This window comes from Pedobacter changchengzhani (genome assembly GCF_004354365.1).
GTDB lineage: Bacteria > Bacteroidota > Bacteroidia > Sphingobacteriales > Sphingobacteriaceae > Pedobacter > Pedobacter changchengzhani.
The window spans coordinates 14,785-37,784 of sequence record NZ_SJCY01000012.1; the positions used below are offsets into that span (position 1 = coordinate 14,785).

General features: G+C 35.7%; 20 protein-coding genes and 1 tRNA gene. 6 read left to right on the plus strand and 15 right to left on the minus strand.

Annotated features, from left to right (window positions below; genetic code table 11):
* Positions 1-53 precede the first annotated feature (53 nt).
* Genes EZJ43_RS14655 through mraZ form a run of 4 tightly spaced genes read right to left on the minus strand, consistent with a single transcriptional unit; the run spans position 54 to position 3,924 of the window.
* Positions 54-2,153: a penicillin-binding protein gene (locus EZJ43_RS14655; protein ID WP_133263468.1), complete on the minus strand. Its 2,100-nt coding sequence runs from the start codon at positions 2,151-2,153 to the stop codon at positions 54-56.
* Positions 2,143-2,565, minus strand: a complete 423-nt coding sequence (locus tag EZJ43_RS14660; RefSeq protein WP_133263469.1) for an FtsL-like putative cell division protein — start codon at positions 2,563-2,565, stop codon at positions 2,143-2,145. Before EZJ43_RS14660 ends, EZJ43_RS14655 begins: the two co-directional genes overlap by 11 nt.
* A complete protein-coding gene (rsmH, locus tag EZJ43_RS14665; RefSeq protein ID WP_133263470.1) occupies positions 2,562-3,467 on the minus strand; it encodes a 16S rRNA (cytosine(1402)-N(4))-methyltransferase RsmH in 906 nt (301 codons plus the stop codon). The genes EZJ43_RS14660 and rsmH overlap by 4 nt, the downstream gene beginning before the upstream one ends.
* Positions 3,457-3,924, minus strand: coding sequence for a division/cell wall cluster transcriptional repressor MraZ (gene mraZ, locus EZJ43_RS14670; protein WP_133263471.1), 468 nt, complete (start codon positions 3,922-3,924; stop codon positions 3,457-3,459). Before mraZ ends, rsmH begins: the two co-directional genes overlap by 11 nt.
* A 362-nt stretch (positions 3,925-4,286) precedes the next feature.
* Here mraZ and EZJ43_RS14675 point away from each other — a divergent pair, with 362 nt between their 5' ends.
* Positions 4,287-4,694, plus strand: a complete 408-nt coding sequence (locus EZJ43_RS14675) for a DoxX family protein (RefSeq protein ID WP_133263472.1) — start codon at positions 4,287-4,289, stop codon at positions 4,692-4,694.
* 142 nt (positions 4,695-4,836) lie between these two features.
* Here EZJ43_RS14675 and EZJ43_RS14680 read toward each other — a convergent pair whose 3' ends face one another.
* From EZJ43_RS14680 to EZJ43_RS14715, 9 genes are all read right to left on the minus strand, one after another.
* Positions 4,837-5,262 carry a type IV pilin protein gene (locus EZJ43_RS14680; RefSeq protein WP_133263473.1) on the minus strand — a complete coding sequence of 142 codons (426 nt, stop codon included), beginning with the start codon at positions 5,260-5,262 and terminating at the stop codon, positions 4,837-4,839.
* 490 nt (positions 5,263-5,752) lie between these two features.
* Complete coding sequence (locus EZJ43_RS14685; RefSeq protein WP_133263474.1) at positions 5,753-6,325, minus strand: hypothetical protein; 573 nt, start codon at positions 6,323-6,325, stop codon at positions 5,753-5,755.
* An 8-nt stretch (positions 6,326-6,333) separates the two neighbouring features.
* Positions 6,334-6,528 (minus strand): hypothetical protein, encoded by a 195-nt coding sequence (locus EZJ43_RS17235; RefSeq protein WP_165953183.1) that lies wholly within the window; start codon positions 6,526-6,528, stop codon positions 6,334-6,336.
* 425 nt (positions 6,529-6,953) lie between these two features.
* Entirely contained in the window at positions 6,954-8,147 is a 1,194-nt protein-coding gene (locus EZJ43_RS14690) for a phosphoglycerate kinase (RefSeq protein ID WP_133263475.1), read from the minus strand.
* Between the two features lie 9 nt (positions 8,148-8,156).
* Positions 8,157-8,588: a GNAT family N-acetyltransferase gene (locus EZJ43_RS14695; protein ID WP_133263476.1), complete on the minus strand. Its 432-nt coding sequence runs from the start codon at positions 8,586-8,588 to the stop codon at positions 8,157-8,159.
* Positions 8,589-8,615: 27 nt separating this feature from the next.
* Positions 8,616-9,068: a substrate-binding domain-containing protein gene (locus EZJ43_RS14700; RefSeq protein ID WP_133263477.1), complete on the minus strand. Its 453-nt coding sequence runs from the start codon at positions 9,066-9,068 to the stop codon at positions 8,616-8,618.
* A gap of 248 nt (positions 9,069-9,316) precedes the next feature.
* The gene (locus EZJ43_RS14705) at positions 9,317-11,749 is read right to left on the minus strand and encodes a TonB-dependent receptor domain-containing protein (RefSeq protein ID WP_133263478.1); all 2,433 of its coding nucleotides are present in this window, start codon (positions 11,747-11,749) and stop codon (positions 9,317-9,319) included.
* Between the two features lie 388 nt (positions 11,750-12,137).
* Positions 12,138-12,866, minus strand: a complete 729-nt coding sequence (locus EZJ43_RS14710) for an acyl-CoA desaturase (protein WP_133263479.1) — start codon at positions 12,864-12,866, stop codon at positions 12,138-12,140.
* A 135-nt stretch (positions 12,867-13,001) separates the two neighbouring features.
* Complete coding sequence (locus EZJ43_RS14715; RefSeq protein WP_133263480.1) at positions 13,002-13,499, minus strand: cupin domain-containing protein; 498 nt, start codon at positions 13,497-13,499, stop codon at positions 13,002-13,004.
* Positions 13,500-14,357: 858 nt separating this feature from the next.
* Here EZJ43_RS14715 and EZJ43_RS14720 point away from each other — a divergent pair.
* From EZJ43_RS14720 to EZJ43_RS14735, 4 genes are all read left to right on the plus strand, one after another.
* Positions 14,358-15,392 carry a N(4)-(beta-N-acetylglucosaminyl)-L-asparaginase gene (locus EZJ43_RS14720; protein WP_133263481.1) on the plus strand — a complete coding sequence of 345 codons (1,035 nt, stop codon included), beginning with the start codon at positions 14,358-14,360 and terminating at the stop codon, positions 15,390-15,392.
* 61 nt (positions 15,393-15,453) lie between these two features.
* Positions 15,454-16,248 (plus strand): copper homeostasis protein CutC, encoded by a 795-nt coding sequence (locus tag EZJ43_RS14725; RefSeq protein ID WP_243718107.1) that lies wholly within the window; start codon positions 15,454-15,456, stop codon positions 16,246-16,248.
* Positions 16,249-16,283: 35 nt separating this feature from the next.
* Entirely contained in the window at positions 16,284-19,211 is a 2,928-nt protein-coding gene (locus EZJ43_RS14730) for a GH92 family glycosyl hydrolase (RefSeq protein WP_133263482.1), read from the plus strand.
* A 497-nt stretch (positions 19,212-19,708) separates the two neighbouring features.
* Positions 19,709-20,962, plus strand: coding sequence for a hypothetical protein (locus tag EZJ43_RS14735; RefSeq protein WP_133263483.1), 1,254 nt, complete (start codon positions 19,709-19,711; stop codon positions 20,960-20,962).
* Positions 20,963-21,149: 187 nt separating this feature from the next.
* On the opposite strand, the gene EZJ43_RS14740 is transcribed toward EZJ43_RS14735, so the two are convergent.
* Positions 21,150-21,226, minus strand: a tRNA-Ala gene (locus EZJ43_RS14740).
* A 243-nt stretch (positions 21,227-21,469) separates the two neighbouring features.
* Here EZJ43_RS14740 and EZJ43_RS14745 point away from each other — a divergent pair.
* Complete coding sequence (locus tag EZJ43_RS14745) at positions 21,470-22,096, plus strand: carbonic anhydrase (protein ID WP_133263484.1); 627 nt, start codon at positions 21,470-21,472, stop codon at positions 22,094-22,096.
* A 124-nt stretch (positions 22,097-22,220) separates the two neighbouring features.
* Here EZJ43_RS14745 and EZJ43_RS14750 read toward each other — a convergent pair whose 3' ends face one another.
* Positions 22,221-22,985: an SDR family NAD(P)-dependent oxidoreductase gene (locus EZJ43_RS14750; protein ID WP_133263485.1), complete on the minus strand. Its 765-nt coding sequence runs from the start codon at positions 22,983-22,985 to the stop codon at positions 22,221-22,223.
* Between the last annotated feature and the right edge of the window lie 15 nt (positions 22,986-23,000).

Below are 23,000 nucleotides of genomic sequence, written 5' to 3' on the forward strand. Positions count from 1 at the left end.
GACTTGCTCGCTTTTACTACCTCAGCCTTAGCCTCAATCTCGGTCTCTTTTTTTTAATTTAACTCTATTTGTACGCCTAAACCTCTGCCAACCTTACTTCCTGCAGGGATAGATTGGGCGGTTACCTTACCCATACCTACAACTTTTGTTTTTAAACCTGCATTCCCTAATAAATACAGCGCATCTTTTAAGCCCATACCTTCTACATTTGGCATTATGCCTTTATGTTCGTTATTTTCTTGAAAAACCGTGCCCGCGCTCGTATCTATTATATTATAATATTCAGATTTTGAAGCAAATAATGGCTTAAAACCAAATGCTTTATAAACCTTTTGGGTAGCTTTACTTTGTCCTGCTTTTGTTGGAGGCGTGCCGGTGTTACCCACTAACCTAGTTGGCACATCATCATACATTTGCATATCGCTAGCATAAATACGATCAGAAATTTCTCTAAAAACGGGTCCTGAGACCAAAGCACCATAATAAGATCCCTTTGGATCATTTATAACTACAATTAGGGAATATTTTGGCTTATCGGCAGGAAAATAACCTACAAATGAAGCTTGATATTGCTTATTTGCTTTGTACCCTTTATTCTCATCGGCAACTTGCGCAGTACCTGTTTTACCCGCTATTTTGTATAATGGATTATACACTATATTTTTTCCGCTACCTTCTAAAACCACACCTTCGAGCATTTTCTTAATTTTACTCAACGTTACATCCGAGCAAATTTTTTCATTTACAACTCTAGCCTTAAACTGCTCTATCGGGTTGCCCAATCTTCTAATTTCTTTTACAAAAATTGGCGCAACATATTTACCATTATTTGCCACAGCATTATAAAACGACAACATTTTTAATGGCGTAAGTTGCATTTCATATCCGTAAGCCATTTGTGGCAAAGTCATATTTTTGTTCCAGCTTTTGTTTTTTGGATTTTTAACAACAGGCTGCGCTTCACCCGGAATTTGCAAACCTACCTTCTCGTTTAAGTGCCAATCGTATAGGTGATCTGTAAATTTTGAAGGATTATCTTTATATTTTGAGTTAATTAAATAAGAAATGGCTGCATTTGATGATTCTTCGAAAGCTCTTTTAACCGTAACGACTCCGATGCTACCATGAGAATCTTTAATTAAATGACCAGGAATTTGATAAGTTCCCGTAGCCACCAAAGTATTGGTATCTACCAATTTATCTTCTAATAAAGCCATGTAAGAAGCCAACTTAAAGGTTGATCCAGGATCCTGATTACCGGCAATGGCATAATTAAACTTCTCTTTATAAACCCCTTCTTCCACTTTCGAGAAATTTGCAACTGCTCTAATTTCGCCAGTTGCCACTTCCATAAGAATTACAGTACCGTGATCAGCTTTGCTTTTTATAAGTTGTTTTTCTAAAGCACTTTGAGCCAAATCTTGCATGTTAATGTCGATAGTAGAAATAATATCAGCTCCATCTTTCGGTGCAACTTCTTCTTCATCGTTAACAGGCACATAAACACCTCCAGCAATGCGTTGCATTAACCTACGGCCCGTTTCGCCATTAATATATTGATTGTAAGCGCCTTCTAAACCAACGCCATTTGATACATTTTCGTTTTTATACCCAATTGTTCTCGCTGCCAATGCTTTAAATGGAAGAATGCGCTTGTTTTGTTGCACAGCAATTAAACCACCTGTAAATTTACCAATGTTATAAAGCGGAAAAGTTCTGATCACTTTTAAATCAGAATAGGTTACTTTTCTATGAATTAAAACGTAACGCGCACTATCTTGACGCGCAACCCGCAAATAACGCGAATATTCTTTAGCGGTTTTATCTTTAAAAAATTCTGCCAGCTTCATTCCTAAAGAATCTACTTTTTCGTTAAATACATCTTTATTCTGAATACCACCAGCATACATATCCATCCTCAATTCATATTCTGGTACAGATGTAGCCAATAAGCTACCATCGTTAGAATAAATATTTCCACGTGTAGCTTCTACCTTCATGTATTTAGTAGAAAGACTATCGGCCATAGCTTTCCACTTATGACCTTGTACATACTGTACTTGGCCAAGCCTTAAAAATACCGCTAAAGCAAATAGCACAATTAAGCCAAATGCCAGGTATACTCGAAGCAGGATGTTAGCTCTAATATTCATTGCTTTTAACAACTATTTTTTTTGGTGGTTCAATTAATTCTTTTATACCCAGTGTATCTACCTTTTTAGCAACCTCAGTTAATTTACTTTTAAACATAAGGTCGGCTTTTAAGGATTTATACTCCCAACGTAATTCTTTTACTTCTTTATTAAGTTTGTCAATTCTGCGGATATTATTTACTGCAAAATGGCTGTTACCGATATAAATCATACCTAAAAAAGCCAAGAAGCACAAAAAAGGCAACGCATCTGTAGCAGCTTCCTTTGTAATAATGCCATCGTGAAAAAACTTACTTAAAAATGAAGGAGTTTGTAATTTTTCTTCTTTAGGTATCGCTTTTTTTTGCGCAGGCTTTAAAACTGGCTCAGGTCCAACTTCCTCTTCGTCCGTATCTTCTCTAAACCTGTTCATATTTTCTCAGCAATTCTTAATTTCGCACTGCGAGCTCTGTTATTTTGTGCAATTTCTTCATCAGTAGCCACAATTGCTTTGCGGGTAATTGCATTAAAAGGCTTTTGCTGGTTGCCATAAAAATCTTTTTCTACCTCACCTTGAAATTTCCCTTTCGCCATGAAGTTTTTAACCGGCCTATCTTCTAACGAATGATAAGACATTACAACCAAACGACCACCCGGTTTTAAAACCTCGGCAGCTTGTATCAGCATATTATTAAGCGATTGGATTTCTGCGTTTACTTCGATACGTAATGCTTGAAAAACTTGGGCTAAATATTTGTTTTCTTTTCCTTTCGGGATATAGGATGCGATTGCAGATTTTAAACTATCAATATCCGTAAATGGCGTATCCAAGCGTGCGGTTACGATGGCACGCGCCAAAGATTTTGCGTTTTTAACCTCACCATAAATGCCAAAAATTTTATGTAGTTGATTTCCAGAATAGGTATTTAAAACTTGTGCAGCTGTTACCTCACCATGCTGATCCATGCGCATATCTAAATCGCCGTTGTAACGAATAGAAAAGCCACGCTCAGGTACATCAAATTGATGAGACGACACGCCAAGATCGGCAAGAATTCCATCAACCTCTCTAACGCCATTTAAGCGAAGATTATTTTTTAAAAATCCAAAGTTTTGATCAATAAAAACAACACGGTCATCAGCAGGGATATTTTTCTGCGCATCAGGATCCTGATCGAAAGCAATTAACTTTCCTTTTGGACCAAGATGTTTTAATATTTCTTTAGAATGGCCACCGCCACCGAAAGTAACATCTACATAAACGCCATCTGCTTTAATATTTAAACCCTCAATACAAGGCTGAAGCATTACGGGTACGTGATAATTATTCTCCATCAGTTCCTCCCTTCTTACCGCCCATTACTTTTTGAGCAAGGTTTGCAAAGTTTTCGGGCACATTATCAAAACTATCTTCATAGGCCTTTTTATCCCACAACTCAATCCTATCCAACTGACAAGCCAAAACCAAATCGCTACCGATGCCTGCATAATCTACTAAAGACTTTGGCAAAAGCACACGGCCGGCAGCATCCAAAGAAAGAATTGTAGCACCGCGCGTAAAAGCTCTAATGAATTCTCTATTTTCTTTTTCGTACACGTTAAGTTTACTTAAATCGAGAAGAATAGCATCCCAAACAGATTTTGGGTAAATGATTAAGTTTTTTTCGAAACCGCGATTAACGATTAACCCTTCTTCCTCGGCATTAGGCAATTGTTTCTTAAGTGCAGAAGGAACCATTAAACGGCCTTTTGCATCAAGTTTACAATCGAATTCTCCTAAAAGTTGGGTCATAGTGGTATTTACACTTTTTAGCTAGTGTAAAAGTAAAGAGTTCTACCACTTTTTACCACTTTTTACCACAAAAAAGTTTTCCACATCTATTTTCTCCCACTTTGGTTGTAAAAGAAAAAAATATTAAATCAATAACTTGCTAATAAAGTGCCCTAACACCTGATAAAAAGCAAGTTATCAATTGTAATGTCGCAATTAAAAAAAGACAAGATTTACGCTAAATATTATTTTTAAAAGCAAAGTTAAGGACATTATTTACTCATTTCATCAAAATTTTACTCACAAAAGTTTTAAAAAAGCGCATTTATAACTTTTATCCATTCGGTTTGTTAATGAATAGATATTGCATTAATTCGTAAGTAATGAAAAAGGAAAATATAGAAAAAGGAGCCAAATTTTTACTGGCTGCAGGTTTAGTTTTGGCTGGGATAGGTCACTTAACTTTTCTGCGAAAAGAGTTTCAGGCGCAGGTTCCAAATTGGGTTCCTTTAACTAAAGATGACACGGTTTTATTATCGGGATTAGTAGAAATTGCAATGGGTACTGCTTTACTTTTAGCACCCAAGAAGTATGAAAAGCCAGTCGGACTTATTGCAGCGGGTTTATTTATTGCAGTTTTCCCGGGTAATATTGCACAGTATCAAAATAAAATTAGTGCTTTTGGGTTAAATACAGATTCTAGAAGATTTGCAAGATTGCTGTTTCAACCTGTGTTAGTGTTTTGGGCACTAAAAAGTTCAGGGAATTTGAACCGAAGGATCGTGAAATAGTCATCGGTTTAATACTGTAAAATGTGCTAGGATTCATCCGATGACTTAATAGAAATGAAACATACTAAGTTGCTTCGTTCAAAGTCATCGGATATATACTATCAAGCCTGTTAGGGCTCATACGATGACCATTAGTCGTGAATTAATCATCGGAAGAAACAAGCAAAAAGTCTATATTCATCCGATGACTTATCTGCCAAAAGTTATAGGTGCCATCTCCATCAAAGTCTGCAACGGTTGCTGCCTCAGCTAAAAAACTAGTATTAGTTGCCGAAATTATCTGGATCTTGTAATTTGCGTTGCCAACCTTTCCGTCGGTTGTCAAGGTTTCTTGAATAAAACCAACCTCGTTAAAGTTATTGCTGTATTTAGAATGTTCGAAAAAGTACGACTGCTCCAACTTAGCCAGATGCTCCAATTGTAGTTTGGTCTCTGTAGTTTTTGCCTTGGTAATTAAGGGCATTAAATTGGGCAATGCCAAAAGCACCAATATCCCTATAATTACCAGCACCACCAATATCTCGGTAAGGGTGTAGGCATTTATTTTTTTATATAACTTTAACTTCATAACATTGATTGCGCAAGAACTGGCAACCTTTGCCTAACATTAGCTTCAAATATAAGAAGCTTACAGGCAAATACAACACAAATAATTATAATATATTTTTCGATTATAAATTTGATGAGTTGTTTTGCCCTTCATCAAAATTGAACTGAATAAAATAAAAAATTTTCAATACCTTCTTTATTTTGCCTAACATTTAAAGGCCCTGCCAAAGACCCCAAATCAGTTCCGTTTCAATTATAGATACTTTTGATAAATATGCCAAGATCATTAATACCTAAACTCATTAAATATATAAAAGCCCAACATCTCTGCAGGGCTCTTATTATAATTTTCTTTTGAGCACAAGCGGGACGCTGTGCGCTAGAATAACGAATTACATGCTTGCGCTAGTTGGGGTCCAACACCAATTATATTACTTGTGACTTTCCCCTGCTTATTTAAGCCTTGGCTAAAAGACGCCGAAAAAGACCCTGCCCCTGCTCCATATGAGTCACATGATTAATGAAGTGCCTCTATATTCCTTTAAAATAAAGTTATTTGAATAGGTATTTACAACTTTTCTTAAAAGATCTTTATCTGTACTTAAGAAGTCAATATTCAAATGCGCCGATATTTTTATTACAAATTGCACTTCACCATGTGAAATGTCTAAATTATTATACAATAGTTCTTTTTTATCAAATACAGCGTAGGGGTATGAAATTAAATCCCTGGCAACTTCTAACATTTCATCTTTAGTAAGAATTATACCGCCTTTGAATGTATTTGGAATGCTTTTATTTTTAAATAGCGTTCGTAAAGTTGTTAAATTATTCTCATTATTAGGAAACCAATCTTCATCTATAAAATCGTGATTTATAATCCAAGGTAAACCATTATCAAGACCAGAGATAATACTCCTAAACCACTCTTCATAATTTTGTAAATACACGCCTAAACCAATATCTTTTCCTTCAAAAACGCCAGGTAATTGAAATGAAACCCCATACCATTTTTTACGTGATATATATTGTTTTCTATCGTAAGGAAGTAGTTCTTCTATTTTCTTTATAAATTTTATCATTCGATTATTTAATTGATTATGGTAACAATCCGTCTCCCCCCCTGATTGTCATTTGTTCCATAATTATCGCCAATACTTTTCTTATAAGCTTCATTTTGTCTTGATGAATTATATTCCGCTATTTTTGCTTGCCTTTGCGCTAATTTTTGATAATTGCTTTCGCCACTACCAGTTCCTCCGAAAATGAATTGAAGGCATTCCAAAAATTATTTTCCCGTTGTTCTCTTCTCGCTGCTACACCATTTATAAAAGAGCTAATTGATAAAAGCTATAATACAACAATTAATTATGTTTCAATTTGCGCACATTACATTCATCAAAACCCGCTTAAAGCAAAATTAGTAAGCAACTTAGAAAGTTGGAAATTTTCTTCTTATTTAGATTATGCTGGGCTGAGAAATGGTTCGTTGTGTAATCAAAAATTATTTTTTGACCTTACACGAATGAACAAGGACGAATTTGTGCAAGAAAGCAAAGCGATTATTCAAAAAAATGTTTTTTAAAGTATGCTAGGATTTATTCGATTGCTGGTAGCCGAGAACTAATCAATAGATTAATCATTGAAGTCATCGGATGAATCTTGCAAAGCCTGCTAGGATTCATCCGATGACGGCTCTCAAGGATTCATTTAATCGTTAATTGCCTTAACACCTGGCAATTCTTTACCTTCCATATACTCCAATAAAGCACCGCCGCCTGTTGATACGTAACTTACTTCGTCTTCGTAACCGAATTTAGCAATTGCCGCAGCTGAATCGCCACCGCCAATTAACGAAAATGCACCATTATCTAAAGTTGCAACCACAACTGCTTTTGCAATTGCTTTTGTGCCAATTTCAAAACTTTCCATTTCGAAAACTCCCATTGGACCATTCCACAATAACGTTTTAGAATTTTTAATAACTTCTTGAAAAAGTGCGATTGATTTTGGTCCAATATCCAACCCCATCCAATCGGCAGGAATATGCCCAGAATCTACATCTTTTTTATTCGCATCATTGGCAAATTTATCAGCGATTACTGTATCGACAGGAAGAATTAATTTCACGCCTTTCGCTTTAGCTTTCGCAATCAATTCTAATGAAAGTGCTTGTTTATCAGCCTCTAACAATGAAGTGCCAATTTCTCCGCCTTGCGCCTTAGCAAAAGTGTAAGCCATACCACCACCAATAATGATGTTATCTACTTTATCCAACAATTTTTCTATCAATAAAATTTTATCAGATACTTTAGCGCCACCCATAATCGCAGTAAAAGGTCTTTCTGCATGGTTTAGAATTTTTTCGGCATTTGCAATTTCTCCAGCCATTAAATAGCCAAAGTATTTATTATTGGGAAAAAATTGTGCAATAACTGATGTAGATGCATGAGCACGATGTGCCGTACCAAACGCATCATTTACGTAAACATCGCCAAGTTTTGATAACTTTTCGGCAAAAGCCACATCACCCTTTTCTTCTTCTTTATAAAAACGAAGATTTTCTAATAACAAAACTTCGCCTGGTGCTAAATTAGATGCTTGATTTACCGCGCTATCACCAATACAATCATCAGCGAATTTAACATCGAGGTTAAGCATTTTTGATAAATCTCCAAGTATGTGCTTTAAAGAATATTTATCAGTAGGGCCATCTTTTGGGCGACCTAAATGCGACATTAAAATTACCGAACCACCATCTTTTAATATTTTTTTTATGGTTGGTAATGCAGCACGCATTCTCTTATCATCCGTAATTTTAAAATCAGCATCTAAAGGCACGTTAAAATCTACTCTTATTAATGCCTTTTTATCCTTAAAGTTTAACTGGTCAATCGTTTTCATGTTATATTGTTATTTTAAGTTTAATTTCATTTTAAAATGTGAACCGATATCTGGAATTTGAAATTCTTCAGAATCAATTAAAAATCCCAATTTTTGGTAAAATGGAACAGCCGAAGCCCTAGCATTGCACCACAAATAATCGATATTTTTTTGCTTTGCGTGATCTATGGAGAAATTGACGAGCGCTTTTCCATATCCTTTGCCACTAAAATCAGGGTGGGTAGCCATTCCTCTCAACTGCCAAACTTTATCTTCTGTGGGAAGATTTGAAGTGGGCATAAAACTAGCAATGCATTTAATTTGTCCGTTTACGATATAGCCTAAATGAAAGGTATTAAAGTCTGTATCGCCATTAAAAACACATTGATTGAACGCTTTCCCGTTGCGTAAAACCAAACTTCTAAGAGGCAAAACTTCTGTTGGGTGGATGAATTTGATCATGAATTATAATTGAGATATAAATTTAGTTTACAACGAAAATCTAATCCACTTATCACCCTCACCACCAAAAATAAAATATCCCGGATGGATCATTTCCGCTATGTCTTCAACCATATTAATTACACGCTGTGCATTTCGCTCTAGCCCGTCACTATCGCTCAGTAAAATTATTCTGTTGTTTTTAACTGCCTGCCAATCGGGATTTAACAACGTCGGAACTTCCCTCATCAAATCAATTAAAGTTTTACCTTCTTGATGGTAAACAATATAAACGGCGTTTAAAATATCTGGTTCGTTCATTCCGCCAGCAAGCAAAATCTCTTCGGATAAATGGTAATTCGTAGTATTATCGAGGTTTAAACACGCTACTGGAATTTTATCCATGAATTTAATTTTATGCTCAACAATATCCAAACGCTCTTGAAGTAGTTCTCTATCGTCGTTATTAAGTTCGGCAAATAGTTCATTTAAAAAAGACATGTGCAATAAATTATTTTGCACAAAATTAACATTCCTTTGCGCATACGTGGTTAATTTGAGTAGATAATTACAAATAATTAATTTACCGTGTTTAATTGCGCCATACCCACGCTATAAATGAAATTAAAAATTCCTTTAACTGTTTTAAATCGCGCTTTGGTCAAATTATACAATTTTAAATGTTCAGAAAACAAAAAAGCTTGTTCATCCATAAGACAAACAAGCTTTTAAAAAGAAAATAGTATTACCTAGTTGCCCATTCCGCCCATATTATTGCCGGGTTGTTGATCGCCTTGTTTACTGTCGTCATTTTTAATTTTACTTTTGTCGGTAAATTTAAGCTTACCAAAACTGTAGCTAAAATTAATACCGAATGAACGCAATGGGTAATAAATATTGGTACTTTGGAAAATAGTACTCACTGCACTTGTGGAATTATTTACTGTTTTTATATGTAAATCTTTAGTAAAAGGGTTTAAGGTATTTATGCCAATACTGCCTTTTTTCTTAAAAAGATCCTTTTTAAATGATGCACCATAGAAATAGAAAGGATCGGTTTTACCTTGAAATGTTCTTCTTGCAGAAGTTGCTACCCCAAATAATTCGAAGTTGTAACCTTTACCAAACCCATAGGCCGACCGGCCGAAAATACTATAATTTAGAAAAGTTCCTGTACTTAAGTTGCTTATGGTATTGGTAACCTCGTAAGTATTTGCAGAAAAATTACCCATTAAAGTCCATTTAGGTTTTGGGTTGTAAGATGCAAACAAGTTTAAACCATAAGTTTGCGCGCGCCCAACATTTATATATGACGATAAAACCTTCGTTGTATCATTCTCCACAAGTGTACTTATGGCACTTTCTATAACGCCACCGGTAGAACGATAAAACAGCGATGCATTAATCACTGATCCTTTTATAAACGTACTGTATCCTAATTCTAAATTGTGAGAAAGTTCTGGATTTAATTGAGGGTTACCCTGCATCACATTAAATTGATTACTTTCATTTCTAAAGGGATTTAAAAAGTTTTCGCTAGGCCTTTGCACCCTTCTATTGTAACTAAATTTAATCGTACCACCTTTTGCAAGGGATTCTGAAACAATTAAACTAGGAAATAAGTTGAAGTAGTTATTTTTTTCTATACCACTTGTTTGTGTATTAAAATCTATTGAAGTGTATTCTGCCCTAACCCCGCCTTTAAATTTTATCTTCTTTGTTAAATCGAAAGCAATAACACCGTAACCGGCTGCAACATCTTGGTTGTAATCAAAATCGCCTTGCAAATTACCATACTGGCTTTTCACATTTCTAAAAATCCCTTTGGCACCAACTTCTAAAATTGTGGTTTTAGAGAAAGGATAGGTATAATCGGTTTGCCCAGTATATTCATTATTTTTAGCGGTATTTTCACTGCCTAAAAATTTTCCGTTTGGAAATTGAGGCGAAGTTGAAATATTGCTAAAAACAGTTGGCGTTCTGCCCGTAGATAACTGGCCGGATATTGTAAATTCTTCACCCTCTTTTTTGGTTGTTTTTTTATAATCCACATTCCAATCCAAATTGTTACGGGTCATATCCATAAACGTAATGGTTGTTGCTGGTATGTTATTTCTAACATAATCAGATGCGCCTGGCCCACCATTTGAAAATCGACTAGCCTTTACATTAGAGCTAATATTGTTGTAAGCATTAAAATCGTAATCTACACCAAAACTACCGTTGTACCCACTTCTGCCCCACTTAGAATAGCCACTTTGGGTAATATTATCTGTAGTTCCGTTTAAGTAGGTTGTATTGGTTACAAATTCGGTTTTAGAATTTTGAGCGTAAGCAACATTTGCACCTAAACTTGTATTTACACTTAACCGACCAGTTTTGGCAGTTAAATTAAAAGCACCATTATTTTGTCTGGTACCCGCGCTCGCATTTACACTACCGCTAACACCTTGGGCATTAGATTTTTTTGTAATGATGTTGATGATACCGCCAGAACCTTCCGCATCGTATTTTGCCGATGGACTGGTAATCACTTCAACAGATTTAATTTGCTCTGCCGGAATCATTTTTAGTGCATCTGAAACACTCGCAGCCATTGTTCCCGATGGTTTACCATTAATTAAAACACGAACCGCAGCACCACGAAGCTGTACATCGCCACTAGCATCTACTGAAAGCATTGGTACTTTTCTCATTACATCTGTTGCGTCTCCGCCAGCATTTGTACCATCCGCTTCGGCATTGTAAACCATTCTATCTACCTTATTTTCAATCAAAGCTTTTGTCCCGGTAACCTGTACATCTTCCAGTTTTTTTGCAGTTGAGAAAATGTAAACGTTTCCCAAAGAAATATCAGGCTTCTCTGGCGTTGTAGTTATCATAACTGTTTTCGTTTGATAACCTAAAAAACCAATCAGCATTTTATAGGTATCCGGCGCAACGTTTTGTATCGAAAGCTTTCCCTTGCTATCTGTTACCGCGCCATTAACCGATTTGTTGGTTTTTGTAGATATTAGAGAGATAGTTGCATAATCGATCGGGCCTTTGGTAATCGAATCCAAAACAGTCGCTGTAATTCTACCCAAAACTGAGGCTTTTTTTGCACCCATACCCGTAGAAAACTGGGCTTTAGCACTCATAAATACGAAAAGTATAGATAATGAGAGTAAGATTTTTTTCATGTATTTTTTATTTATTGTTAGTTAGCAAAACACACCTATTGTTACAGCATTTATAATAATTTTTGCTTAAATAATATTGGTGCGCAAATGTCTAATATTTTATTCGTAAATTTTATATTATCAATATAATTATTACCAAAATAATATAAGTAACACCATAAAATAGTGGGTGTTATACACACTTAGCGCCAAATAACAAAATTAAAAAGTATTTGTTCACGCCGGCGGAAAAGAAATTGAGAAAATTTGGAGTTAGATAAAAGCCAAATACGTGCTAATTTTGAAATAATTAACACGTATGCTTAAGATATAGCCAGCAAAAAACCAGTTTAACACCTAATCCGAACAAACTCGAATGAGTACTAAACTTTAATAATATTGTGGGCGATTAAACTTTCCTTATTTTAATGATGCGTACCCAATGCAATATTTTCATCACAGGATAAGTTGGATCAAACTCCCACCATTTCGATGCAAAATTTGGACTATTTGGTTTTTTATGATGATTATTTTGAAACAACTCACCCATTAATAAAAAATCCCACGGCAATGAGTTTTTGCTATGGTCGGCATTATCATGATTTGAATAACCGTATTTATGACCACACCAATTTACAATTGCGCCATGTAACGGACCCATTAAAAAATGTATTGGCAGCAATAAAAATAACCACCAATGGTTGGCGAAAATTACGTAAAAACCAATATAAAATAAACCACAACTAATCCTCCATAACCACGAATTACCAATTTTATCAACTAAAGGCCATTCTGGATAATTACCTTGAAAAGCAGCCTCTGGCTGTATTTTAAAGTGCAAATAATCCATATACATATTTTTGGTGGCGATCATCATTCCAAACACATCCTTAAAAAAATGTGGCGAATGCGGATCTTTCTCCGTATCGCTATAAGCATGGTGCATACGGTGCAAAATTGCATACGCACGAGGGTTTAAAAATGATGAACCCTGAGAGAACAGCAAGATTAGATAAAAGAATTTTTCCCAAAAAGGCTCCATTTTAAACATCTTATGAGATGAATAACGGTGCAGAAAAAAAGTTTGGCTAAATAACGATAAAAACCAATGGCAAAGGAAGAAGATAAGTATGATCATGAATGATTGTAAGCTGTAAGAAACGAAAATTAGTATCGTTCAGTTTTTTTGAGCGCTAATTATTGTAATGAAATATTTGCTTTAAAGGGCATCATAAATCCTGCATAGTTTTAATACGCAGGATTTAAAATATTCTTATCTACCAAAATCGTCTTGTACCCTAACAATATCGCTTTCGTCAGAAGGGTTTGAAGCATCGGTATGTTGCCAAATTTCGGCCACAACGCCCCAATCATCTAAACCAACTAAACGATGACGTTCGCCTTGGTGCAATTTGACTTGTTGCTTTGGTGTGTATTTCTTTAATTCACCTTCCACATCTGTTTCACTTGTTATAATGCCAACAGTTCCTGTTACCACTTGCCAAATTTCGGCGCGACGGTGATGGTATTGCCACGATAAACGCTTATTTGGTGCAACAACTAAAATTTTCGGACTAAGTTTACCACCAATTTTTAGGCTTTCTACATCTAATCCATCAAAATAAGTATTGGCAAACTGTTGTGCTTGTTCCTCATCAATTACGAAGAAACCGCCCCAAGGTCTGGCTTCATCTGTATTTACGACATTAAAACCCTCACTTTTTAAGCGTTGCGCAACACTTTCAAATATTTTACTTTTATCATTTTGCATGACACAAAAATAAAAATAAAAGATTAAAAAACCTTCATACTAATATAATTTTATGAGGTAGAAAGTTTTGTGTGAGATAGAAATATATTTTTAAAGTGGAGTTTGTATCCCGCTTAGGGTTTGCTTTATCATCCATCTTTAAAGTCATCTAATTTAAATTGTGCAGTGACAACAAAGACCACAGGCAGAATCAAAAACCAAAATTTATCGGTTTCTTTTTTATCGGACACCGTTAATAAATTAATTTAAAACTCCTGATTTCAAGTCACAATGACGTCTACATTTGGCATACAGTCTATTTAGCAATGAGATTACCCAATTAGTCCAATACTAATTAAGTAGACAAAATAAGTGAATTATATCATTTAACTAAATGCTAATAGCTCAAGATTATCAGTTAAAGTTTATAAAGTTTAAAATCCTTCTCTATTTATGAAGAGACATATCTTAATCACCAATATCGCATACATTTTTAGCTAATGAGTTTTCTAATTACGTTTTATATTCTCACTTTCAATATTGCTTAAAAAAGCTAATCTATTTTTATTTTTTCAGCGCAAAAGAAATTTTTTTCGCACAACTTAAAAGAGACTAAATTTAAATTATTACCTTGTAAAGGTTCGTATTTTTCAACGTGTTAGCGATGACGAAATTAGTGATGAATGAGGTACAGAATTCACATTAAAATTGATAAAATAATATCAATAGTTGGAAAAAATTCGCAGAAAAATTTCCATTTATTAACGATGTTGATAATTTTTAACTGAACTAGATATTGTAAGTAAAACCAAATGCTAAGGAATTCTAACCATATTTTACTCTTCTAAATTTTAAATCCCCTAACATTCCCAACTAAAAATGTTTAACAGAAGAAAATTTATAAAAGCTACCGCATTATCTACAGCATTAATTGCAATTGATAAAACAAGTATCGCTCGCGAAGCATCATTCATAACTAATACCACCGTTAATAAACCAATCGTAATTTCTACTTGGGATTTTGGCGTGGCAGCTAACGCGGATGCTTGGAAAGTGCTCATTAAAAACGGCAACGCTTTAGATGCTGTTGAACAGGGTGTTCGGGTACCAGAAGCTGATGAAAAAAATCAATCCATTGGTTATGGCGGTTTACCAGATCGTGATGGCAAAGTTACTCTCGACGCCTGCATAATGGACGAAAACGGAAATATTGGTGCTGTGTTGGCATTAGAACATATTATGCATCCAATTTCTGTCGCGCGCAAAGTGATGGAACTCACACCTCACGTCATGTTAGCGGGCGATGGTGCTTTGCAATTTGCTTTAGAACAAGGATTTAAGAAAGAAAATCTTTTAACTCCCGCCAGTGAAAAAGCATGGAAAGAATGGCTAAAGACTGCCAAATATGAGCCTGTAATGAATATTGAAAATCAGCTTTATGATAAAGTTGCACCCCAAAAACTGCCCGGCAATCAATATAACCACGATACAATTGGCATGATTGCCATGGATGCAAAAGGAAACCTTTCTGGCGCATGTACAACTAGTGGCATGGCTTACAAACTCCATGGTCGTGTTGGCGATAGTCCGATTATTGGTGCTGGTTTATTTATAGATAACGAGGTTGGTGGCGCAACTTCAACTGGTGTTGGCGAAGAAGTGGTAAGAACAGTGGGATCATTTTTAGTTGTAGAATTAATGCGACAGGGTTTTTCACCAGAAAATGCGTGTAAGGAAGCAGTGATGCGCATCATCAAAAAGAAGCCAGAAACAGCTAAAAATATTCAAGTTGGTTTTTTGGCGATGAATAAAAAAGGAGAATATGGCGCTTATGCCATTCAACAAGGTTTCAGCTATGCAGTCTGCGATAGTAAGCAGCAAGATTTGGTAATTAAAGGAAAAAGTTACTATTAGCCGCCTAAATCCCCTAAAGGGGAACAGCAAAACGCAAATATCAACCTTCAAAACATACTATATGAACGAAAGAAAGGTAAAGCCAACTTTAGAAATTATGGGGTTAGAAATTTGTGCAAACTCCTACTCATCCGCAATTGCGGCGCAAAACGGTGGTGCAATTAGGGTAGAACTTTGCGAGAACATGGCCGATGGTGGAACTACACCAAGTTATGCTCAAATTAAACGCGCTGTTGAAAATTTGAAGATTGAAGTTTGGCCAATCATTCGTCCGCGAGGCGGAGATTTTTTATACAACAATGATGAATTCGAAATTATGAAGGAAGACATCAAAATATGTAAAATTTTAAAGTGCGGGGGTATAGTTTTTGGGATTTTGACATCGGATGGAGAAATTGACAAAGAACGATGTGCGGAATTAATCGAATTGGCTAAACCTATGCCCGTGGCATTTCATCGGGCGTTTGATATGAGCAATGATTTACCAAAAGCTTTAGAAACTCTAATTGAATTGGGATTTGTGAGAGTGCTCAGTTCTGGCGGAGCCGAAAATGCACACAAAGGAATTAAAGTTTTGAACAGGTTAGTAAATCAAGCTGACGGTAGAATACAAATTATGCCCGGAGCAGGAATTAATCCTCAAAATATTTTAGAAATCGCAACAAAAACTGGCGCCTTTGTTTTTCACTCTTCCGCACGAGTAAAAGTGTTGAGCAAAATGAAATTCAAAAATTCAACAACAAAAATGGCTACCAGCAATAACGAGATAGAAAATGCCAACGATGAGTATCAATACGAACAAACGTCAGAGGATTTAGTAAAAAAAATGGCACAACAAATTTCATTAAAAAACTAGCTTTCAACTTCTTTTAACCTATTAAAATTAATTTGATGAGGATTAATAAAATTATTATCACCTTACTCCTTTTTGTAAACGTTTCGTCTGCACAATCTAAAAAAGACTACACCGCATACGTAAATCCTTTTATAGGTACAGGCGGTCATGGGCACACTTACCCTGGCCCAGCTTTGCCTTTTGGAATGATCCAACCCGGGCCAGATACACGTTTAGATGGATGGGACGGCTGTTCGGGTTATCATTATACCGACAGTATCATTTACGGATTTTCTCAAACACACCTAAGCGGAACCGGTATTGAAGATTACTGCGATTTTCTATTCATGCCTACAACAGGTAAACCCCAATTTATAAACAAAGAATACGCCTCGCCTTTCCAAAAGAAAAACGAAAAAGCTAGTCCGGGTTATTACCGTACTTTTTTAGATAAATATAAAGTTAATGCAGAAATTACCACAACTAAACGTGCTGGTTTATACAGGTTTACTTTTCCAAAAACGAACCAAGCAAATATCATTATCGATTTAAAACACCGTGATAAAGTTTTAGAAAGTTGGGTAGAAATTGTAAACGACAGAGAAATTAAAGGTTATCGTAAATCTAGCGCTTGGGCAAAAGGACAAGAATTGTATTTCCATGTTCGTTACAATAAGCCCTTTAAAAGTTATGGTATTGCGGTGGATGATGTTTTGCAAACTGGAATAAAAAAAGCCAAAGGAAAAAACATCAAATTATACATTCAATTCGAAACGACCGAGCAAGAAAGCATTTTAGCACAAGTTGCCATTTCTGCGGTAGATGATTTAGGGGCCTTAAAAAACTTGAACAGTGAAAGAGATGGCTTTAACTTCGCTAAAACTTTATCGAAAGCAAAATTAGCGTGGAATAACGAACTGGCAAAAATTGATGCAGAAAGTACCAATAAAAAACAGCTAACTACTTTTTACACTGCGCTTTACCACAGCTTACTCAATCCAAATTTATATATGGATGTTGATGGTAAATATCGCGGGTTAGACAATAAAATTCACACTGCAAAAGACTTTGAATACTACACGGTTTTCTCGCTTTGGGATACCTACAGAACAGAAAACCCACTGCTAGCGCTAATTGATAAAAAAAGAACACTCGACTTTATTAAGACCTTTTTAGCCATGCACCAGCAAGGTGGATTATTACCAATTTGGCCTTTAGCAAATGAAGAAACTTTTTGTATGATTGGCAATCATGCGATACCAGTAATTACCGATGCATACGCCAAAGGAATTAGAGGTTTTGATACAAAACTGGCTTTAGAAGCAATGAAACATGCCGTGAATAGAAAGCAATTTGGAATTTCTGATTATGCTAAAAATGGTGCGGTAATGGCAGATATGGATCATGACAGCGCATCTAAAACGGTAGAATATGCTTACGACGATTGGTGCATTGCGCAGTTCGCAAAAATGATTGGCGCAACAGAAGATTATCAAACTTACATTACAAGGGCTCAAAACTGGAAAAATGTTTATGACCCAACAACACAACACATTCGCGCCAGAAATAATGGCGGATGGTGGAAACCTTTCGATGCAACAGAAGTAAATAATAATTATACGGAAGGAAATTCTTGGCATTATTCTTTTAGCACCCAACAGGATGTAAATGCACATATTGATTTAATGGGTGGCGATAAAATATATCAATCCAAACTAGATGAATTGTTTACTACAAAACTTGGTTTAACAGGTCGCGATCAAAGTGATATTACAGGTTTAATTGGCCAATATGCACACGGAAATGAACCCAGTCATCATATCGCCTATCTATTTAATTTTACCTCGCATCCAGAGAAAACGCAGTTTTACATCAATAAAATAATGAATGAGCAATATCATGATCAACCTGATGGATTATCTGGAAATGAAGATTGCGGACAAATGAGTGCGTGGTTGGTAATGAGTGCAATGGGAATTTATCCCGTTTCGCCAGGTAATAACATGTACAATATCGGTACGCCTTGGTTTAAGAAAATGACTGTTAATTTAGAAAACGGTAAAAAAATAGTGATTAATGCGCCTGCTAAAAATCAATCAAATTACTACATACAAGGCATTAAATTGAATGGAAAGCAGTATCAAAAGCTTTTTATCAATTATGAAGATTTGGCAAATGGTGGTAATTTAAACTTTACTTTATCGGCTACGCCGGATTTAAAATACTTAAATAGTTTACAAAAACCGGTAATGAAAATTACGGAAAGCCTGATTGTTCCCAATCCGATTATAGATGGACCGCAAGAAACATTTAAGGATAAAGCCATGGTAAATATCACATCTGCCCTACCAGAAACCGAGATCTATTACACTTTAGATGGGACTGAACCAAATGAAAAATCTAAAAAATATGCTGGAGAATTTGAAATTAATAATGGTTTGACAATTAAAGCAATTGCTTACAAAAGCGGTTTTAAAACAAGTTATGTTAGCACTGCGATTTATCAGAAAATTACTAATAATTACACCATAACAATCAATAGCGACATTAATAAAAGTTTTACTGGAGGAGGAAATGATGCTTTAATTGATGGTGTGAGAGGTGCGATGAACTGGAGAGTGGGTAACCGTTGGCAAGGCGTTTGGGGTAAAGATTTTGAAGCTGTACTAGATTTAGGGAAATTACAAAAAGTAAATGCTGTGAGTATCGGCGCTTTACAAGATACGCAGGCTTGGATCATTTTTCCGCCAGAAACTGAGTTTTATACCGCTGGTGATGACATGAATTTTAAATTAGTTGCCACAGTGAAGTCGCCAACAGAGGCAAATGATTACACCATTCAAATTAAGGAGTTAGGCACTAAAATAAATGGTGATTGCAGGTATATTAAGATTATCGCTAAAAACTATGGCGTACTACCTGCTTGGCATGAAGGTGCTGGAGGTTTAGCGCACACTTTCTTTGATGAAATTACGGTGAAATAGATCGCTCTTCATTGCGTGCGTGGCGAAGCAATGTTGCTCGTTAAATAGATTGCTGTGTCAAAAGTACATCAAGATTAGCGACTGTCTCAAAAAGACAATCTCTTTTTTTAAAAGAAATTTTGGCTTAAATCAGAATCAGCTCGTTTATATTCGAGAGGCAAATTTTACAGAATAATTAAATCTGGCCTTTAGTTATTATTTTTAGCTAATGGTTGGTGTTATTAATTTTCGGCGGGGCACGACACCAGCCGAGAGATAAATTCTTCCGACAAGGCAACAATTGTTAAGCCAACACTTCTAAATTTGTTTGAATTTTTGAGGAAATTCCAAACTGTGATGATCGACATGTATTTGATAGATTACTAGGGCAGACCAATTCATAAACTTACAAACATATTTCCGTCGAATTGACCTTTTCAAATAATTGTTTGGTAAAAATACCCATTTTACGGTATTTCACCATTAGCTATTTTGCGATAGATTTGAAGAAAAAAATTATGAAACTTAAACATGCGCTCGTATTTATAATAGTAACGTTTCTATTTTCGTGCAAAAAAGAAAAAATAACGACTGCGGAGAAGGTTAAATTAGCAGAGGTACCTAATTTTAATCCCAATAAAGGCTTTAAATATTTAACTAGTTATGCAGAAAATAACGGTGGTGGCATATCATTTATGTCGAGCATCGATATCTCGTACACCACAGATAATCAATTACATTGGCTATTCTCTCGGAACAATCCGTACGGTAAAGGCGCAATACTGTATCGTAAAAATTTGGATGCAGCTACAGGTGAACCAATTGGAGATGGGGATTTGACCTCTGTTGGTGGAAGTATAAAATACAATGGCTACGACCGAGGGCTTGAAGATAAGTTTGGTTTTGTACCCTACACAAATAAAATTTACCGTGCATATAGAAGTGGTGATGCCAAGTTTGGCGTTGAGGGTGATGTTAAGGCTGCCGAATATGGTGGCTACGATGGGACGGCGATTAAAGCAACGTTTTATGCAAACGAAATTCCGACACTACATTACGCCGGAAACATAAAAACGAATATGCAAGACATCACAACGGCAATAGGTGCTTATGAGGTTCGCGAAAATAAAGCTGTTGCAATTGCAGGGGTAAGCATGACTTTTTGGAGCTATGGGAAAGCTCATAACTTCCACAGGCTATTCCATGGCGGTATGAGTTTTCCAACGGACAAAAGTGGAGGCTCCAGCGCTTTTGGATTTACAGAGTCGAAGGCCTATTTATTTAAAAAGGTAGGCAGGGAAACCGTGCCTGTAGATTCAGTAGCCATATCGGGCGTGCCACCTTTTTATGTAGGTAGCGTAGTGCCAGAGATTCCATACTTAGCAAAGACGTCAGAAGATTTGAAAACAACTGTACTATTTTGTTATGAAGTTGATAATCATACCGCATTTAGCGGCAAATTTCTGTACTCTACTTTCATTATTAATAATACTACAAATAAGATTACGCTTGGTGTTAAACAGTTTGCTATGTTACCTAATTTGATGGATTTTGACCTAAAAGGTAATATTTTTTATACCGCTACAGGAAGCAGTGGCACTGCAAAAATTATGAAAGTGTCTGGGGTGAGTGAAGAGATTTATGCTGAAGGTTTTTTTAATGCCCAAATGGATGTTAGAAGTATTCAGGTGGTAAGCGAAAAAATTTACATCACTTCAATTAATTTTACGGATAAAATGGTGTCTAAAATCGCTTTGTTCGTATCAAATTAGCGATTGCAAGCGCGAACCAAATTACTTAAATCCATAATTTGAAAAGCTATTAGCAGTTTATAACTTACTTTTTTTTATTGGCGAAATTGAGTAGTATGACTTATCGACTGTATCCTTAAACACTCGACAATTTAAACATTAAATGGAAATGTTATTGACACGTTTCCATTTAATGTTTAATAATTATTGGTGGAGAATATCGGATTCGAACCGATCACCTCTTCACTGCCAGCGAAGCGCTCTAGCCAAATGAGCTAATCCCCCAATTTTACAATAATCAATATTTAAAAATTCAATTATCAATCTGTAATAGTTCTTTTCAACAATACTAAAAGCAGAACTTATTAACGAAGCGATTGTCTTCCGCAAAAGTAACTAAATTTAAACAATGTCGAAATTAAAATCAACATAAATTTGATCGAAAATCTTTATTCGATTTTATACCAGAATAAAGTTCATTTTTTTAATTTTGAGTAATATAAAACGATTCCCAAAAATTTACAACGAATGAATGTATCAGATGTATTTAAAAATAACGAGAAATGGATTGAAAATAAGCTTTCTATTGATAAAGATTATTTTACCGATTTAGCCAAAGGTCAAAATCCTGAGTTTTTATACATTGGTTGTTCTGATAGTAGGGTTACCGCAGAAGATTTAATGGGAATACAGCCGGGACAAGCATTTATTCACCGCAATATTGCGAATTTGGTTAACAATGTAGATTTGAGTGTGATGACCGTTTTGAACTATGCCGTACGCCACTTAAGTGTAAATCACATCGTAGTTTGTGGCCACTACAATTGCGGGGGTGTTAAGGCCGCAATGCAACCTGCAGATCTTGGCATACTAAACCCGTGGTTGAGAAATATTCGCGATGTATATAGAATACACAAAGACGAATTGAACGCAATTGACAATGAAGGCAAACGTTATGACAGATTAGTTGAACTAAATGTACAAGAACAATGTATTAACTTACTCAAAACCGCAGCGGTTCAACAGGCTATTTCCGAACGCGGTTTAACCGTTCATGGTTGGGTTTTTGATATGCACACGGGTAAGTTAATTGATTTAAAAATTGACTTCGATAAAATTTTGAAAGATATTAAGGAGATTTATAACCTTTACTAATACAGAGTTCAGAAGCCCAAGAATAAAACGTATAGTGAGTTCTAACTGTCCTAATTTCGAGATTTAAGGTTCAAATAGTTTAATCCAAACTTCGGACTTCCGACAGCTGACTTCAGACTTAAAACTATCTTCCCATCCAACCGCCATCAACGGTTAAAATTGTTCCATGCACATAATCGCTTGCTGCCGATGCTAAGAACAATGTTGGACCTTTAAAATCATCGGGGGTTCCCCATCTTCCAGCAGGAATACGAGCTAAAATTGAGGAACTTCTTTCCTGATCTTCTCTTAACGCCGAAGTATTATCAGTAGCAATATAGCCGGGAGCAATTGCATTTACGTTTACACCTTTACTCGCCCACTCATTTGCAAATGCCTTGGTTAACGATGCAATGGCACCTTTACTTGCCGCATAACCTGGCACGGTAATTCCACCTTGAAAAGACAATAAAGAGGCCGTAAAAATTACTTTACCCGATCCTCTGGCAATCATATCTCTCCCAATTTCTCTAGTTAAAATAAAAGGTGCAGTTTGGTTTACTGCGATTACTTCATCCCAATATTCATCAGAATGCGTTGCAATTGGCTGGCGCAAAATTGTGCCCGCATTATTTACCAAAATATCGATTACAGGGTGATTAGTTTTTACTTGTGCTACAAAAGCCAATGTAGATTCTCGATTACTAAAATCACATTGGTAAGCATAAAATTTTCTACCTAAGGCTAAAACTTCCTTTTCAATAGCGCTATTTTGAAGCTCTAAACTGGCTGAAACGCCAATAATATCTGCACCAGCCTCGGCAAGGGCAATTGCCATTCCCATCCCGATTCCTCGTTTACAGCCTGTAACTAAAGCAGTTTTACCTGCCAAATTAAACATATTTAACATTTTACTTGATTTAAA

Excerpts from the sequence above, each read along its gene's own strand:
- EZJ43_RS14655 (WP_133263468.1), bottom strand. The coding sequence starts at position 2,153 with ATGAATATTAGAGCTAACATCCTGCTTCGAGTATACCTGGCATTTGGC.
- EZJ43_RS14660 (WP_133263469.1), bottom strand. The coding sequence starts at position 2,565 with ATGAACAGGTTTAGAGAAGATACGGACGAAGAGGAAGTTGGACCTGAG.
- rsmH (WP_133263470.1), bottom strand. The coding sequence starts at position 3,467 with ATGGAGAATAATTATCACGTACCCGTAATGCTTCAGCCTTGTATTGAG.
- mraZ (WP_133263471.1), bottom strand. The coding sequence starts at position 3,924 with ATGACCCAACTTTTAGGAGAATTCGATTGTAAACTTGATGCAAAAGGC.
- EZJ43_RS14675 (WP_133263472.1), top strand. The coding sequence starts at position 4,287 with ATGAAAAAGGAAAATATAGAAAAAGGAGCCAAATTTTTACTGGCTGCA.
- EZJ43_RS14680 (WP_133263473.1), bottom strand. The coding sequence starts at position 5,262 with ATGAAGTTAAAGTTATATAAAAAAATAAATGCCTACACCCTTACCGAG.
- EZJ43_RS14685 (WP_133263474.1), bottom strand. The coding sequence starts at position 6,325 with ATGATAAAATTTATAAAGAAAATAGAAGAACTACTTCCTTACGATAGA.
- EZJ43_RS14690 (WP_133263475.1), bottom strand. The coding sequence starts at position 8,147 with ATGAAAACGATTGACCAGTTAAACTTTAAGGATAAAAAGGCATTAATA.
- EZJ43_RS14695 (WP_133263476.1), bottom strand. The coding sequence starts at position 8,588 with ATGATCAAATTCATCCACCCAACAGAAGTTTTGCCTCTTAGAAGTTTG.
- EZJ43_RS14700 (WP_133263477.1), bottom strand. The coding sequence starts at position 9,068 with ATGTCTTTTTTAAATGAACTATTTGCCGAACTTAATAACGACGATAGA.
- EZJ43_RS14705 (WP_133263478.1), bottom strand. The coding sequence starts at position 11,749 with ATGAAAAAAATCTTACTCTCATTATCTATACTTTTCGTATTTATGAGT.
- EZJ43_RS14710 (WP_133263479.1), bottom strand. The coding sequence starts at position 12,866 with ATGATCATACTTATCTTCTTCCTTTGCCATTGGTTTTTATCGTTATTT.
- EZJ43_RS14715 (WP_133263480.1), bottom strand. The coding sequence starts at position 13,499 with ATGCAAAATGATAAAAGTAAAATATTTGAAAGTGTTGCGCAACGCTTA.
- EZJ43_RS14720 (WP_133263481.1), top strand. The coding sequence starts at position 14,358 with ATGTTTAACAGAAGAAAATTTATAAAAGCTACCGCATTATCTACAGCA.
- EZJ43_RS14725 (WP_243718107.1), top strand. The coding sequence starts at position 15,454 with ATGAACGAAAGAAAGGTAAAGCCAACTTTAGAAATTATGGGGTTAGAA.
- EZJ43_RS14730 (WP_133263482.1), top strand. The coding sequence starts at position 16,284 with ATGAGGATTAATAAAATTATTATCACCTTACTCCTTTTTGTAAACGTT.
- EZJ43_RS14735 (WP_133263483.1), top strand. The coding sequence starts at position 19,709 with ATGAAACTTAAACATGCGCTCGTATTTATAATAGTAACGTTTCTATTT.
- EZJ43_RS14745 (WP_133263484.1), top strand. The coding sequence starts at position 21,470 with ATGAATGTATCAGATGTATTTAAAAATAACGAGAAATGGATTGAAAAT.
- EZJ43_RS14750 (WP_133263485.1), bottom strand. The coding sequence starts at position 22,985 with ATGTTAAATATGTTTAATTTGGCAGGTAAAACTGCTTTAGTTACAGGC.